Consider the following 15,504-nt stretch of genomic DNA (forward strand, 5'->3'; position numbering starts at 1 on the left):
TTTCTTTGTTTTAAAGTCCATTATGTAAGCAGGAAGCCTTTCCATATTTTACAAAATCTGTTGACTATATATTAAACCGGATTGTAATTGTTTCTAACCGTTAGAACTTGATTTCAATCAAGCTGCTTTTATTGATATTATTTCTACCTTGAATGCCGTTTAGCCCCAGACCTGATAACTATACGCTCCACCAATCCGTATTCTCCCTGTTTTAAACTTGCCAGTTTAATGGAGCGCTGTTAAAACCCGTGTTAATGAAACCGAACGATTGGTACAATTTGTTTTTGCATACAAGAGATCTATCCATCCCTTCAGGCCAGCCTCTCTACAGTTATAAAATAAAACAACCCGAGTTTTTTGATTTAACCAGTACGCTTAGGGACAACCGGCCCGAGCTGCCGTACTGGGACTGCTGCTTTGTTCTTTTTGCTACTGAATGGTGGCGAAAATTTTACGAAGGCGGACCCTGGACCTGGGACCCCATTTTAAAATACATTGGTCACCCCAACCTGCCCGTAGCAGACCGGAACCGGTTTGTTTCAAACGGGTTTAGAAAATGGAAACGGCCGCTCAATGAACGATTGAATGGGAAAGACTTTATAGGCACAGTTATCATTGAATGCGGCTTGCCCCTAAAGGTACTTGAATCAGAACACTACCTGGCCGATCTGATCACGGACCTATACCAGGAAATAGGCGCTATTTCTTCTATTGAAACAGAACATATTGAACTGGCAAGAGCTATTTCAATACAACGCAGGGTACCACCGGTTTTTCAAAAAGACGCATTCCTTCACCTGCTACTGCAATTTGTAACAGAACTGGTAAGCATCAATACAAAACATGGATTTACCAGTGCCGACACCCCGGTGCCCCTGCTCGATAAACTCAGCCCGGGCTGGCGGGCGCAATTTCCGGTACGCATAGAAGATTCGGCAGGAAGAAAATTTATTGAACAGTTGCTGGCAGGCGTGTCAAAAGCACATACCCACCAGCCTGTTCTTATCCGGGCAACACACGAGATCCATCATGTAGCCCATCAGCGGCAACTGAACACCTATATACACGTAAAACCGGGTTTGTATAAATTAGCAGACCTGTCTATTTCCACTACAGATTTCGATCTGCTTTCCAATAAACTGGAGATCTATATAAGTAATGGCTCGGGCGTAAAAAGAATAGGGTATGCCTTTAAAGATCCGGACCAGGAAGGTTTTCACCTCGATGAGATCGACAAATACCCCGTACCCGGCACCAGCACGGATGAATGGAGTCTGTACCTGCTGGACCCGAAAAATTATTATAAGGTACCCCTTACAGTGGCCAACGCCGGTATTCTCAAAGATGGAGAACCGCTGATCTTTAAACAAAATGATAATACAGCACACCTCTGGAAACTGGTAGCTTCCGGTACCAGCAAATTGCCGTTTGGCATATACTGGCTATTGGTAGCAAAAAACGCCACCCTGCTATCAGGCGCGTGGACGCCACTGGACAATAACCTGACGGATGACTCGACGTTCACGCTTTATGAAGTAACCGCCAATTTGAGCATTGAACACGGCAACAACAGTTTTCACCTCAGCTTTTCCGATGAACCCGAAAACTTCACCTATGAGGTGCTTGCGCAGCCCAATGGTTTTGATTTTTACCAGGAAGCTAACAAGGCCATCTACCGCGGCTGGCCGAAAATTTATAAAATAAGGACCGATGGGATAGTGATCGGCCAAATAAGAACAGGGCTTGAATATTTACAGGATGATAGCTGGCTTAAACTATCGCCTGAGGTCATAGGAAAGGTAAAGATCAGGCTAACAAATAACAACGCGGTTGTTTTCTGTAAAACGCTCCAGGTATTACCAGCCGACTTTTCCGTGGAATTCAATACAGACGAGAAAAAGGTACAACTCCTGCATTCCAGCCGCTTTTCTGTTGCCGTTTATAGCAGCAGCCCCACCATTATAACGCAACATGGCAGTGGTCACTCCATAACCTTTACCGATCCCAACTTGTTGCGGGAGAGTTTTGAAATTGGGCTTACCCCCAAAGGCGTAAAAGCAGGCGCCATCAAACTCACTATTCCCTGCCCCAAACAACAATTGTATTTTTACAATGCAGCCAGCGAGCAGCTGCCCTATAAAGCCTCTCTTTACCTGCACGATTTGTACGGCTCCCGACTAAACATTGGCAACCTGCTGCCCTATGCGCAAACCTACCGGCTAAAACTACAACTGATAGACGCACAGCAACAGGAAGACATTTCACTGTACAGATCCATCAGAGTACCTGCCTACGGCAACTTTGAGCTGCCCCTGGTGGCCTTGAAAGACTACATGCTTTCCCTGCTTTCTATCTCGGCCAATATCGATGCGGGTATCCTCATTTCCTGCGATGATAAAGCGGCTATCGAAATCCGCCAGTTTGAATTCAACCTGGACCGATTGCCAGCAGGCTGTTTAAAAATAGCAGAGGTTAAAGATATAGCATCACCTTTTGATTTGCTGGCTTTCCGGCTTGATGAACCTTTCAATAAGGAGCAGATCACAACCATCGAATGTCAACCCGAAAATGAACAATGGACGCTGCCGTCCCGGGAAGGAATATGGTTTATATATCCGGCAGCAGACCTGAAAAAACAGTTCCGCCCTACAGCTTATAAATTACAACAGGAAGTTGAACCAGTATCAACAATAACCCCACCGTTCAATCGCCTGTACAAAGTAGCGCTTTTAAACAAAGAAGAACGGCTTGTCGAAATGGACGGTATACTGGAGGTGATGACAAGCGATCACACCCACCCCGACTGGCCCGACATGTATGCGCTTTACCAGTCGCTGCAACACCTTCCCTTAAGCAGTCAGGATGTTTTTACCCGGCTCAGTAATCACAACAATGCCATTATAACGGCAGCGCTGTTATTGCCGGAAGACATGACCATACAACTAACCCAGGAATTTGCCATCATTTGGCCGCAATACCCGGTTGAGGAATGGATACGGGCGTTCACCCGTTATTACGCGTACATGTCGACACTTACGCCTGACTACGTTGTTCAGGTAGTTAAACATAAACTTGACTGGATCGGCCATCATTTAGGACTAACCGCTATAAAATGGAAAACAGAACAATTGTTTTTTGACAACGGCGATAACCAGGCGTCAATAGTTCCGACGATGCTGGCCAGCATGCTCATTACAACGCGTTTAAATGGGGAAGAAAGAAAACCAGGGTTAAGGGCCCGCCATCCGGAAGATAAATGGCCCGATTACCTGCGGTCGGACCTTACAACCCTGTATAAAAAATTACCGGTTGAGATACGGGCATGGATTCCGGCCAACCTGCCGGCCGATCTGAAGTCTGTCGTATACCTCCCATTTGTATTGGCAGCCGCTGCAGCACAACCTGAACACTATAGCATGCCCAAACCAACCCCGCTCATCAAATTCAGGATACGGGAAATTATTTCATTTGACGAAGCGTGGTTCAACGAAATATATAATCTGATACTGGGTTTTCTTATAAACAGATAACACTAACCAACGATATGCATAAGCCTTATTTTGACTCCCTGATCCGTCGTTTGCGGGAACGCTCGCACGAAGCCACTGTAGGTGTATTAAGCCTGAAATCGGAACCATTAATGGCTTACCTGCGCGAATCCATGCGCAGGGAAAACAGTTTGCTGGCCGAACCCTTGTTCGAAGCCGTATTTCCGTGGCAGGAAAGTTCGACAACCTTTGCAGGCCTCGCCGGCAACCTGTTAACCCCTTCTGTCATAAATGCACTTGATAAGGAACAGCGAATCAAGGACACCGATAAGATAATCGACCTCAGCGGTCAGGCATTGAAAAAGCATTTCCGGCCCTATGTTCACCAGTTAAAGGTATGGGAGCTGCTGCAGCGCGACAAGCCCACTTCGGTGGTTGTTACCAGTGGTACCGGCTCTGGGAAAACGGAATGTTTTATGGTGCCCATCCTGAATGACCTGTCGAAAAAAACAGAAGCCGGCAGTGGTCCATTGCAAGGCGTACGGGCGCTTATTATTTACCCGCTCAACGCCCTGATCAATAGCCAGCGGGAACGCCTGCTTGCCTGGACAGCCTATTTTGGCAAGAACATCCGTTTTAGTTTATACAATGGTAATACGCCGCTACAATTAACCAAACATGCGCTGGCCACAAAACCGGCGAACGAAGTGTATGACCGGGAAGGTATTTGGGAATCGCCCCCGCCAATCCTCATCACCAACCCCACCATGCTTGAATACATGCTTATCAGAAGCAGTGACAAGCCCATATTGGAGAAATCGCAGGGGCTGCTGCAATACATTGTACTCGATGAAGCCCATACCTATATCGGCTCCCGTGCGGCTGAACTGGCCCTGCTGATCCGCCGCACCTTACATGGTTTTGGTGTACACCCGCAACAGGTACGCTTCATAGCCTGTTCGGCCACTGCTGGCAACGATGCGGAATCCAGGGAAAGCCTGCGTAAATACCTCTCCGGAATTGCCGGGGTAAACATAGAGCAAATTGAAGTGATCAATGGCTATCGGGATATTCCTGAACTGCCGCCCATAAAACAATCGTCAGCTAAAAACATCAGAGAACTTGTACAGAACAATCACTGTGAACCCGAGACGATCATCCACCACCCCCTGGCCCGGCAAATACGGCAATCGTTGGCCAGCTCACCCAAAACCATTTCAGAATTACATAAAGCCATTGCACCTGGTGTACCAATGACAGCTGATAAAGAGGAAGAGATCCGTTTGTGGCTCGATCTGCTTTCACGGCCTGAACTGACATTCAACAGCGCGCATTTTCTTCCCCTGCGTGGTCATCTCTTTCACCGCATCCTGCACGGCTTATGGGCATGCGCCGACAAAAACTGCACCGCCAAAAGGAATACGCCGCTCGATACGCCTCAATGGAATTTTGGTGCCGTGTATATGCAGCAAAGATTAAGCTGCACCTGTGGCGCTCCCGTATTTGAACTGGTATCGTGTAACGATTGCAACGAAGAACATTTACTGGCCAGCCGCGTTGAACAAGGCGATCAGCTGGTGCAAACCATCAGCGAAAGCGTGGCAGAATTTGAACTGGGGTATGAAGCAGCAGATACAGAAGACGACGAATCGGAAACCGATAAAAAAGTAAGGGGCCATGCCATCGCCGGCAAACACTATCCCGGCGTTACCACACCGCTTAAAATAGATCTGAACGGCATAATCGATGGCCCCGACAACCGGCAGATAGAGATCTTCATCAACCATGGGGTCAATCAACAATGCGCTAAATGCGGGTTTGCAGGCAGCGGTAAGCTGGACCTTTTCCGGCACGCAATTTTAGGTGTTCCGTTTTACAGCACCTCCATTATCCCTGTTTTAATGGAGCATATACCCGATAGCAGCAAAGAGCCGTTAAGTAAACCCGGAAACGGACGCGCCCTTATTACGTTTTCAGATACCCGTCAGGGTACGGCCAGAATTGCCATTAAACTACAACAGGATGCCGAGCGCGCACGCTTACGTGGCTTAATAGTAAGACAAATACACAACAGCATAAACCAGGAAGAAATAAACGAACTGGATAAACAGATTGCCACGCTGGAACCGCTTGCAAAAACCACCCCGGGACTCAACAGCATCCTCGATGATTATAGAAGAAAGAAGGAAGGGATTGCCAATTGCACATTACCCTGGAATGAATTGGTGAAAGGTTTAAAACATGTGCCCGATATCAAGGATCACATGCTGAATTATTACCGCGACCTGGCGCCTGATATTTTTGACAGCCAAAACGGGCTTAATAACCTGGTGCGTTGCCTGTTGATCAGCAATTTCAGTACCCGGCCAAAACGATCGAACTCAACGGAAACGCTGGGCCTTGTTCAGATCTATTACGAAGGGCTGGATAAAATAAAGAAAGTACCCGACTACTGGAAACACAAAGGTTGTACGGTAAAAGACTGGCAGGATTTCTTAAAAATATGTCTTGATTTTCATGTAAGATCAGGCACCTTCTTAAATATCGATGATGATCTGTTGAATTGGCTTGGCGGTCGTTTCACGGCCAAATACCTGCTGCCTGCAGAAGAAGGCGCCTTTAATGACCAGAAACACAAACGCTGGCCAACTTACAATCCCCAAAGACGGCTTCATCAAAACCGGCTGATCCGGCTGTTGGCAGTACTCTTCAGGATCAACCTCGATAAGATCAATGAAGAAGAGATCGACATCCTCAATACCCTGATGAACGAAGCGTGGAAAGACCTTACGTTTACCACCAACATCTTAACCAGGCAGGGCAATGGCTATCAATTGACCTATGAAAAAATGCTTTTCAGAAAACCAACCGAAGCCTGGTTATGCCCCATTTCGCTGCGCGTGCTCGACACCACGTTAAAACGCATCACTCCGTTTTTACCACTCGATACCCAGGCCGAATTCATATGCGACCGGTTAACGTTTCCGCAATACCCTTCTTTTACAGCCCCCGATGAAGCCAGCCGGCTGCAACAGGTAAGGGAATGGCTGCAAACAGATGAAGCCGTTACCACCTTGCGTAAAAAAGGGTTATGGACCGATCAATCGGATATTATCATTGAAGGCGGCAACTTTTACCGCGTAGCCGAACATTCGGCACAACAATCGCCCGAGCGGTTACAGAAGTATGAAGAGTTGTTTAAAGCCGGTAAAATAAATGTATTGAGCTGCTCCACTACCATGGAAATGGGCGTGGATATTGGCGGCCTTACCATTGTAAGCAATCACAACGTACCGCCCCACCCTTCCAATTACCTGCAACGGGCAGGACGCGCCGGGCGACGAAAAGAGTCCCGTGCGTTATCAATTACTCTTTGCAAAAACAACCCGCTCGAACTGCAGGTTTTCCGCAACCCCAAATGGCCGTTCGTAACGGCCATGCGACAACAGAATATTACCCTCAATAGTGAAAAGATCGTTCAGCGGCACATCAACGCATTCCTGTTCGGCTATTTTACCAAAGACGAGTTAAAAGGGTACAAGATCGCCGCTACCTGTGAATGGTTTTTCACCCGGCAACAGGGAGAACCTTGTACTATTTGTGAAAGAATGACTGCCTGGCTGAATGAACAGGTAAGTACCAACAACATTCAACCACCTGTTGTAGACGGAATAAAAATTATCACCGCCAACAGCATTTTGCAAAACCGCCCGGCCCGCGAGTTACTGGCAACCAGCAGTAAAAGCCTGGAAGAAATATTTGATACCTGGCGACAAACATATGACTCCCTGAAACAGGAATTAAGCACCGGCATTGAAGGCCGCGAAAAAGACCCGTATATGCGGAAGGTAGAATGGGAACTAAAAAAACACCTCGGCATTTATCTTATTTCCGAAATGGTGCACAGTGGTTATTTACCCGGGTATGGCTTTCCGACAGACATATCTACTTTCAACCCATTTTCAATAACCGACTTTAAGCGGAATAAAAACAGCGGGGCCGACAGAGAGGAACAACTGGCCATTTATAAAGGAATGCCCAGCCGGGATATGGCCATGGCGCTGTCTGAATATGCACCGGGCTCACAGGTGGTGCTGGATGGTAAAGTGTATACCTCGCAGGGAATTGTGCTGCATCAGCAAATACCCCACGAAACAGGCAAAATGGAATCGCAGAAATTCAACGTAGCCTGGCGGTGCAGGAAATGTGGTAATATGGGCATCGATTCAGACCTTATGTTCAAAGGTCATTGCACCAATGCACAATGTAACCATGAAATTGAGCTTAAACAACAACGCAAATTCATTTCCCCCAACGGCTTCAGTGTAGGGTTTTATTCCCAGCCTAACAACGATATTTCAAAACAAACCTACATAGCTACCCCCGAACCCTGGATCAATGCCAACGATGAGATCAAACAATTTCCCAATGCAGCATTGGGTTATTACCGGGCGGGGGAAAAAGGGTTGATCTTTTATCACAGTGAAGGAGAAAACGGTTCGGGTTATGCCCTTTGTTTAAAGTGTGGCCATATGCAATCCATGACAGTGGCTGGCGAAGTGCCGCCCAGCTTTTCCGATCACAAACGGCTGCGGGGAAAATTCGGCGATCAAACCGGTTCAGCCTGCGACCCCGCCGACAATCAAATAAAACGGTTCATACACCTGGGTCATTCCAACTCAACAGATATTTTTGAGATCTATTTAAAGAACAACGAGGGCGAATTCCTTACCATAAACGATTTCAATTATTCGCTATGCTGGACCATGGGCGCAGCACTGCGATACGGGCTCAGCAGCTCACTGGGAATAAACATGGAAGAAATTGGGGTAACCGTACGGCAATCAACCATCCCCATCAATGCGGAAGAACCTGTATACGCGATTTGTTTATTCGATAAAACAGCCGGCGGTGCAGGCTTCAGTTCCAGCGGTCCGCAATATTTGGAAGAGATCTTTCACAAAGCAAAACAATTCCTGCATTGTAAATCGGATTGTACGGCAGCCTGTGAAAGCTGTCTGCTTCAATATGACCTGCGCAATGTAGCCGGGGAACTCAATCGCCGACTGGGTATCGACTACCTGTCGGAAAGTATGTTGGCCAAACTGGAATTACCAGCCGAAGAAAAGATCCTGGGGCCTTCCTCCCGCTACTGCAATTTTTCTTTGTATAAAGAAATACTTTTTGCAGCGAAGAACTACCAGCAACTCGATCTGTATGTATACGGGGAGGCAAAAAACTGGAACATCAGCTTATCGCCTATACGCGCCTTCCTGGCCGATTTCCGGTTCGAAGAAACAAGGGTCTTCTTATCAAAAAATGAGTTTAAACAACTGGATGAAGATCAACGGCTCGATCTTTTCTTTTTAACCTCGGCCCAGGTTACCATAATACTTACCGACCAACTGCCTGTGCTGTCCAAAGGGAAATTGCTGGCCACCATGCGTAACAAAACCGGGAACCGGTCATTTGCCATCAACGCAATTGACAATGGCGATTTCGATGCCCATTGGGCCGACACGTCGGAGGCTATCCTTGTTAAAAGCGATCAATATTCAGTGGAGGTGAAGGGCACCTCACTCGATCGCAGTTCCCTGTTCCATGAACTGAGAACTACGCAACAGCAGGTAGATATCAGAAGTGAATTTGACGGGCCAATCAATTCGTTTGGCAGCCGGTTCTGGAACACGATCATCCAACATATACCGAAACTTGGCACTGTTGGTAATGAAACAAAATTGAGATCAATAACCTATACAGACAGATACGTGGCAACGCCCGCTCATGTACTGCTTTTACATCAGCTCATCAGCACCCTGCCATTTTCAACCAGCAGCCAGTTGACATTTCAGTTAGATACCATGGTTATAGAACATTCCCATAATACCCGTTTACCGAGAGACCTGAATAAAAACTGGAGGCCAGCGGAAAGCATAAGCAAATGTAACCTGTTGAAACAATTAATGGAGCAGTGCAATATATTCCCCCCGGCCGGGATCGATATCTCATTTAGCGACAAACGACAGCTAAGCCATGCACGCATATTGAAGCTCCAATTCGACAATGGCAGCCTGCTTCATATCCGTCTCGACCAGGGCATGGGATATTGGAATGCCTATTTATCGGGCCAGTACTATCCATTCGATCTGGCGGTATCGGGTCAGCTACAATGGATCGCGCAAAACAGTTCTATGATCAATGTGCAGGGATATACAAATTATCCCACGCACATTTTTTTGAAATACGAAGCTGAATAAAAACGTTATGTCCAAAAAAATGCGCCACAGCCCTGTAAAAACACAGAGTGTGACGCAATTGTCTTACTTACCCTTCTACAAAATTAGTTTTCGGTACTGGCTGCTGTAGCCGTTTTTGTTACACCTGCCGGCTTCAGCGTTGGGTATTTAATGCCAAGCTGTTCCAGATAGGTTTTGTACTGGCCGGGATTGTAATAATACTTTTTCATTTCGGGCCTGAACTCTGCCATGATCTTTTTATTGAGGTCAATGGCAGGTTTATCTGTAGGCGATATCAGGGCAATGTATTTCGTGTCTTTTGTTTGCACGTTCTTAAAATAAGCCCAGGCGCTGTCAATTATCTGTGGTTTTACAAACATGTCAAGCAGCGTGAGCGCCTCGGCCTTGGCGCCTGCCGTTACTCCTTTATGCGCAATAGGTGTGGCCATTGAAATGGCATTGGCCCAGTTGTGGCCGGGCAGGCCGGGAATATTGGCCGGAAACCGCAACACAATTGTTGGCACATTCCAGGAGATATCGGCGATATCATCTGACCCGCCGCCCATCGAAACTTTTTCGGGTTCCCTAAGACTGTCGAGTTTGGTATCCAGTCCATCGATAGGCCTGTTACGCTGATCTGTTTTGGGCGAGTTGATTTCTTTTTGCACGGCACGGGCCAGCAACTGGTCATCGGCGCTCCATTCGGGCATGCCCACCATTTTTATATTCTGGTACATGGCTTCAGCCATGGGTTTGTTAAAATGCCCGGGCCACGCGCTTCCCAATACCGTGTACGACATTTTTGTACCCGTCATCAACTCAGCGCCATGCGCCATTTTGATGGCATCGTCGTACATCTGTTTTATTTTAGGATAAGTGCGTTCGCGGAAATAATACCATACTGATGCCTGTGAGGGTACCACATTGGGCTGATCGCCGCCATCCACCACTACATAATGGCTGCGTTGTGTAGGTTCCATATGTTCGCGATGATAGTTCCAGGCGATGTCCATCAGTTCAACAGCGTCGAGTGCGCTTCTGCCACGCCAGGGCGCTCCGGCTGAGTGTGCTGATTCACCGGTAAAATTGAACTTCACCGAGATCATTCCATTCCCACCCCCATCACCATACGAAACACTCAGGTTACTGGCCACATGCGTGAAAATGCAGGCATCGATGTCTTTAAAAAATCCATCGCGGACGTAATATGCTTTACTGCCTAACTGCTCTTCTGCCACCCCGGGCCACATGACGATGGTACCGGGTATATGTTCGCGTTCCATTATTTTTTTGAGCGCCAGCACCGCAGTCACGTTTAAGGGCTGACCGGAGTTATGTCCTTCCCCATGCCCCGGCGCACCTTCTACAATCGGATCATGCCAGGCCACACCCGGTTTTTGCGATGCCTTGGGAATACAATCGATATCACTGCCAATAGCAATAACCGGTTTACCTGAACCCCAGGTGGCCATCCATGAGGTGGGAATACCGGCAATGCCTTCCTGAACGGCAAAACCATTCTTTTTTAAAATATCAGTGAGGTATTTGGATGTTTCTACTTCCTGAAATCCCAATTCGCCAAAGCTAAACACCATATCTACCATTTGCTGAGTAAATACTTTCTCTTTTTCAATTTCCCCGACCAGTTCTTTTTTTAACGCATCTATCTTTTTTGCAGGCAGTTTGGTTTGTGAAAATACCAGTTGCGACATACATAACAGGGATGCTACAAACCGTAACAATAATTTCAGTTTCATAATGAACAGTTTGATTGGTTTATTATTAAGCAGGTGAGCCATCCGCCAGCTGGCGGATGACCCACCTTTTACTCATCGAGCCATTCTTCTTCGGTTGAACCGATAGGCGCGCCATCGGGAGCGGTTATCGGCGTGAAAGGCGTGATCTCCTCCGGGTTTTCTTCAAAGCCCTTTATTTGCGTTTTTGCAAACAGGTAATGTGCTTTCCAGTCTACATCTTTCCCTATGGCGGCGCCCAACCATTGCTGTAGTTCTTTTACTTTTAACGTGGCAATGGCACGTACCTGGTCGGGCGAATTTTTGTTTACACTTAAGCTGATCAGTTGCTTTATTACCTGGCTGTTGACGGTGCGTTGTATTTCACCAGCATACCCTGATTGCTGCGGCACTTTAAAAGTGGCATCAACAATACGATCGATCACTTTATCCAATGAAGGCAATTCGGGATTTACCGCATGTTGCGCTACCAACCGGGCAGCGCGTTCGGGGTGAAGCACCATGCCCAGCGTCATGCCTGCGGCTGCTTCTGCCGGGCTCAATGGATCGAAGGTGATGCCGGTATATCGTTTGAATGTTTCACGCGCATCTGCCGGGTAGCCATATGGACGGGGCGGGATCAGGTCAATTACCCGTTGCGGCAAAACGAGCGCCGATGGCGTAATGGTGGCCAGCAGGGCATTCAGGGCCTTCCATTGTTCAGCCGCAGGTACTATGGCATTGGGTATTTGGCCGTCACCACGTAACGCATAAGCATAATCGTCTCCGGCCAGCACTTTCGCGGTGGCTTCTACCTGGTACCGGTGAAACAGGTACATAGGCACCAGCACTTCTTCAAGGGTAGCTAAGGGTGCGCCTGTGGGAATCTTTTTTTCTGAAAAATTATTTAACACAATCGAGCGCACCTTCATTACCCGGTTCAACTCCTCCGCAGCATTGGTGCCATTATCCCACAAATGGGTATGTGGGTGTGCGCTGCCAGCGGGACGGGCATCCTGGTCGGTTAAAAAACGAAGCCCATTGGCCAGATAACCTTTCACTAACTGGTCCATTTCTTTTTTCTCATCAGCGCCTGGAGCAAACTGGCGATAGGCCAGGGTGACAGCCACTTTATCCCACTCGCCAATTGCAGACGGATAAGCATCAGACAGATCAAGGTTGCCGTTGTTATCGATCTTGATGACCGGATGCGGATAATCCATAACGGAAGCACGCCTGGTAGCGCTGGCAATATAATTGTGAGGCAACCCGAGCGTGTGCCCTACTTCATGTGCCGCCAATTGCCGCATCCGCGACATGCACAATTCCATAATGGCCGGCGCCAGTGGTTTGCCATCTTCAAAATCGGCTATCAGTCCCTGTGCTATTAAAAAATCTGTTCGTACCCGCAGGGAGCCCAGCGTCACTTTGCCTTTTATTATTTCACCGGTGCGCGGGTCGGTAACACCGCCGCCATACGACCAACCCCTTGTTGACCGGTGCACCCATTGCACCACATTGTAGCGGATATCCATTGGGTCTGCATCGGGTGGTAATAGTTTTACCTGGAAAGCATTTTTAAACCCAGCCGCTTCAAATGCCTGCGCCCACCACGCTGTTCCTTCTACCAATGCCGATCGGATAGGCTCTGGTGTGCCGGGATCAACGTAATAAATAATTGGTTTTACTACTTCGCTTACTGCCGCAGCGGGATCTTTCTTTTGCAGGCGATGCCGCCGTACAAATTGTTTTACGATCGGCTGGTCTACCGGGGTTGCATAATCAAAAAAACTAATAGAACCGATGCCGGCGCGTGGATCAAAAATGCGCGGCGTATAATTATTATCGGGCAATTGCACAAACGAATGGTGCTGCCTGAACGTTACCGCATTGGGACTGGGCGTTACTGCGCGCAGGTATTCACCCGGTGCTTCCCCTGTGAGCGTTGTTGTTACTTCTATTTCAGTATTTAATGGAAAGTTTTTCGTGCGGGGCAAATAAAAGGCACAACGCTGCGGGTCCAGTTTATAATTACCCTGTTTTATGCGGGTAATGGCCTGTACGGCGCCCACCGCATCCTGCATAAAAAAGCCGGTAGCATCAACCAGTACATGGCCGTTTTCTTCTGCCGTCGCCTCAAAACCCCAATGAACAGATTGGGCGAAGGATTCTTCTACCGCCTGTTTTTCCATCTCATTGTCGCTGACAGCCCGGTAATCATAATTCAATTCGGTCATCAATACCCGGTTGCCCGAACGGCGAAAAACAATAACATGGGAAGGCCCTATCCGGCCCCTGTCTAACCCAATGTCGTTGGAACCCACCCCGGCCGCCAATGAAGGGTAATATAACAGCTCGGTATCAAACTGTGTGAGCTCGAGCCAGATCTTTCCTTTTTTTGCATCCCAGTACATAGGAATAAAACCCGGCATCGATTGCATGCCGGCAGTGGCAGCTTTAATGCCGCCCGTAACCGGAGCGTCAGCAGTTACCGGGTTTTTGTTTTGTGAAAACAAAGGCAGCCATACCATGGCACATATGCACCAAATGAACAATATTCTCATTACTGTTAGTTTTGTTACGCGTTCTTATTGCAGCAGTAGTTTGTTTGTCAATATTTCCGTATTGGGTAACGGAAACGTATAAGAAGCCTGTGAAGGCGCCACCGAGGGCGAGGTCAGGCTGCTACTGCCCTTGCCCGGAATGGTAAGCAGGTTCCGTAACAAGTCGTTCGAACGGAAGCCTTCCCCTAAAAATTCAATTCTTCTTTCGAGCCAGATGCTGTTCACCAGGGCATCTGCCGTACCGGTTTGGGCAGCCGAAAATATATAAGTAGGATCAGAGCGCTGGCGCACCGCCGTAAGCAGTGCCTGTGCCTTGGGCAGATCGTTCAATTTAGCAGCAGCCTCGGCATAATTCAACAACACTTCACTATACCGTATTACCGGTATATAATCGGCATAGGGCGATGGCTTGTTGTACTTCTTTAAAAACACAGTAGTGCCCGAACCCGTAAAAAAACTCCTGCGTTTATCGGTTGCCTTCCATTCTGCATTGCCCATTATACCTGAAGGGTTTACATTATATTCAGCATTGCCTGTTGGGGCCGCATTCAAAATATAACCTAATGCGTTTTGACCGGTTGAGGAATTAAGATCGGTCATGGGCATTGAAAAAATAGATTCTGTAGTGGTATAATTAGAGGAGAATACCACGGTGATATCGTTTTGTAACGTATGCGACACACCGCTGTTTGCCTTGAAGGGAGCTGTTGCACTGACTATTTTCGAAGCTTCCTCTATTACTTTATCATACTTGCCCATATTCAGGTATACCCTTGTTTTCAAGGCAACAGCGGAGTTCCGGTGTGCCCGGGTCGTATTCAACACCTCGCTTGTGTACGTGAGCGGCAGATCAGCTTCAGCTTCGTCCAGGTCTTTCAGGATCTGCGCATACACTTCTGCCACCGAACTTCTGGACAGATCGTTGTTACTGTTATTTGTTTCCGCCTGCAAGCGCAGCGGCAACCCTTTCGAGGCGCCGTTGTTCTCCACATACGGACGGGCATACAAAGTAACCAGACAGAAATAACTAAGCGCCCTTACAAATTTACCCTCTGCAGCATACTGTTTGGCAAGAGTCGCATCTACCTTTGAAATATTGTCATTGAGCCCTTGCAAAAACACATTCACCGAGTTAATGGCGGTATAGGCCGCTGCCCATAAGTTCACCACTTCATTGGAACTGGAGTTGAGGGTATGCCCCCAGGTATCGTAACCGGTAAAGATATTGGCCGTGCGGTTGATAAACTCTTCGCCGCGAAAATCACCATACATTACATATTTTCCGCCAAAGAATTGTGGATCTTTTACACTGCTATACATACCATTCACCAGGCCCAATACCCGGTCGGGTGTATCGAATGCAGCAGCATCGATGATGGACGTACGGGGCACCGGGTTCAACAGCTCCTTCTCTTTTTTGCACGAAGTCAAAAATGCTGTCAGCAACAAACAGGCTATAATTGATGATTTCATGTGACTTGAT

At 47.7% G+C, this 15,504-nt stretch carries 5 protein-coding genes; 2 read left to right on the top strand and 3 right to left on the bottom strand.

Annotation, left to right across the window (positions count from 1 at the left end; translation table 11 throughout):
• Positions 1-254: 254 nt before the first annotated feature.
• A complete protein-coding gene (locus BMX95_RS18840) occupies positions 255-3,530 on the top strand; it encodes an STY4851/ECs_5259 family protein (RefSeq protein ID WP_081202488.1) in 3,276 nt (1,091 codons plus the stop codon).
• Between the two features lie 14 nt (positions 3,531-3,544).
• Positions 3,545-9,745: a DEAD/DEAH box helicase gene (locus tag BMX95_RS18845; protein WP_081202487.1), complete on the top strand. Its 6,201-nt coding sequence runs from the start codon at positions 3,545-3,547 to the stop codon at positions 9,743-9,745.
• 83 nt (positions 9,746-9,828) lie between these two features.
• On the opposite strand, the gene BMX95_RS18850 is transcribed toward BMX95_RS18845, so the two are convergent.
• The 3 genes from BMX95_RS18850 to BMX95_RS18860 all read right to left on the bottom strand — a co-directional run bounded on the left by BMX95_RS18850 (position 9,829) and on the right by BMX95_RS18860 (position 15,494).
• Positions 9,829-11,481 (bottom strand): amidohydrolase, encoded by a 1,653-nt coding sequence (locus BMX95_RS18850; protein ID WP_081202936.1) that lies wholly within the window; start codon positions 11,479-11,481, stop codon positions 9,829-9,831.
• A 68-nt stretch (positions 11,482-11,549) separates the two neighbouring features.
• Positions 11,550-14,021 carry a zinc-dependent metalloprotease gene (locus tag BMX95_RS18855; RefSeq protein WP_081202486.1) on the bottom strand — a complete coding sequence of 824 codons (2,472 nt, stop codon included), beginning with the start codon at positions 14,019-14,021 and terminating at the stop codon, positions 11,550-11,552.
• 24 nt (positions 14,022-14,045) lie between these two features.
• Positions 14,046-15,494 carry a RagB/SusD family nutrient uptake outer membrane protein gene (locus tag BMX95_RS18860; protein WP_081202485.1) on the bottom strand — a complete coding sequence of 483 codons (1,449 nt, stop codon included), beginning with the start codon at positions 15,492-15,494 and terminating at the stop codon, positions 14,046-14,048.
• Positions 15,495-15,504: the final 10 nt, after the last annotated feature.

It is taken from the genome of Niastella yeongjuensis (assembly GCF_900110245.1).
GTDB classification, from domain to species: domain Bacteria; phylum Bacteroidota; class Bacteroidia; order Chitinophagales; family Chitinophagaceae; genus Niastella; species Niastella yeongjuensis.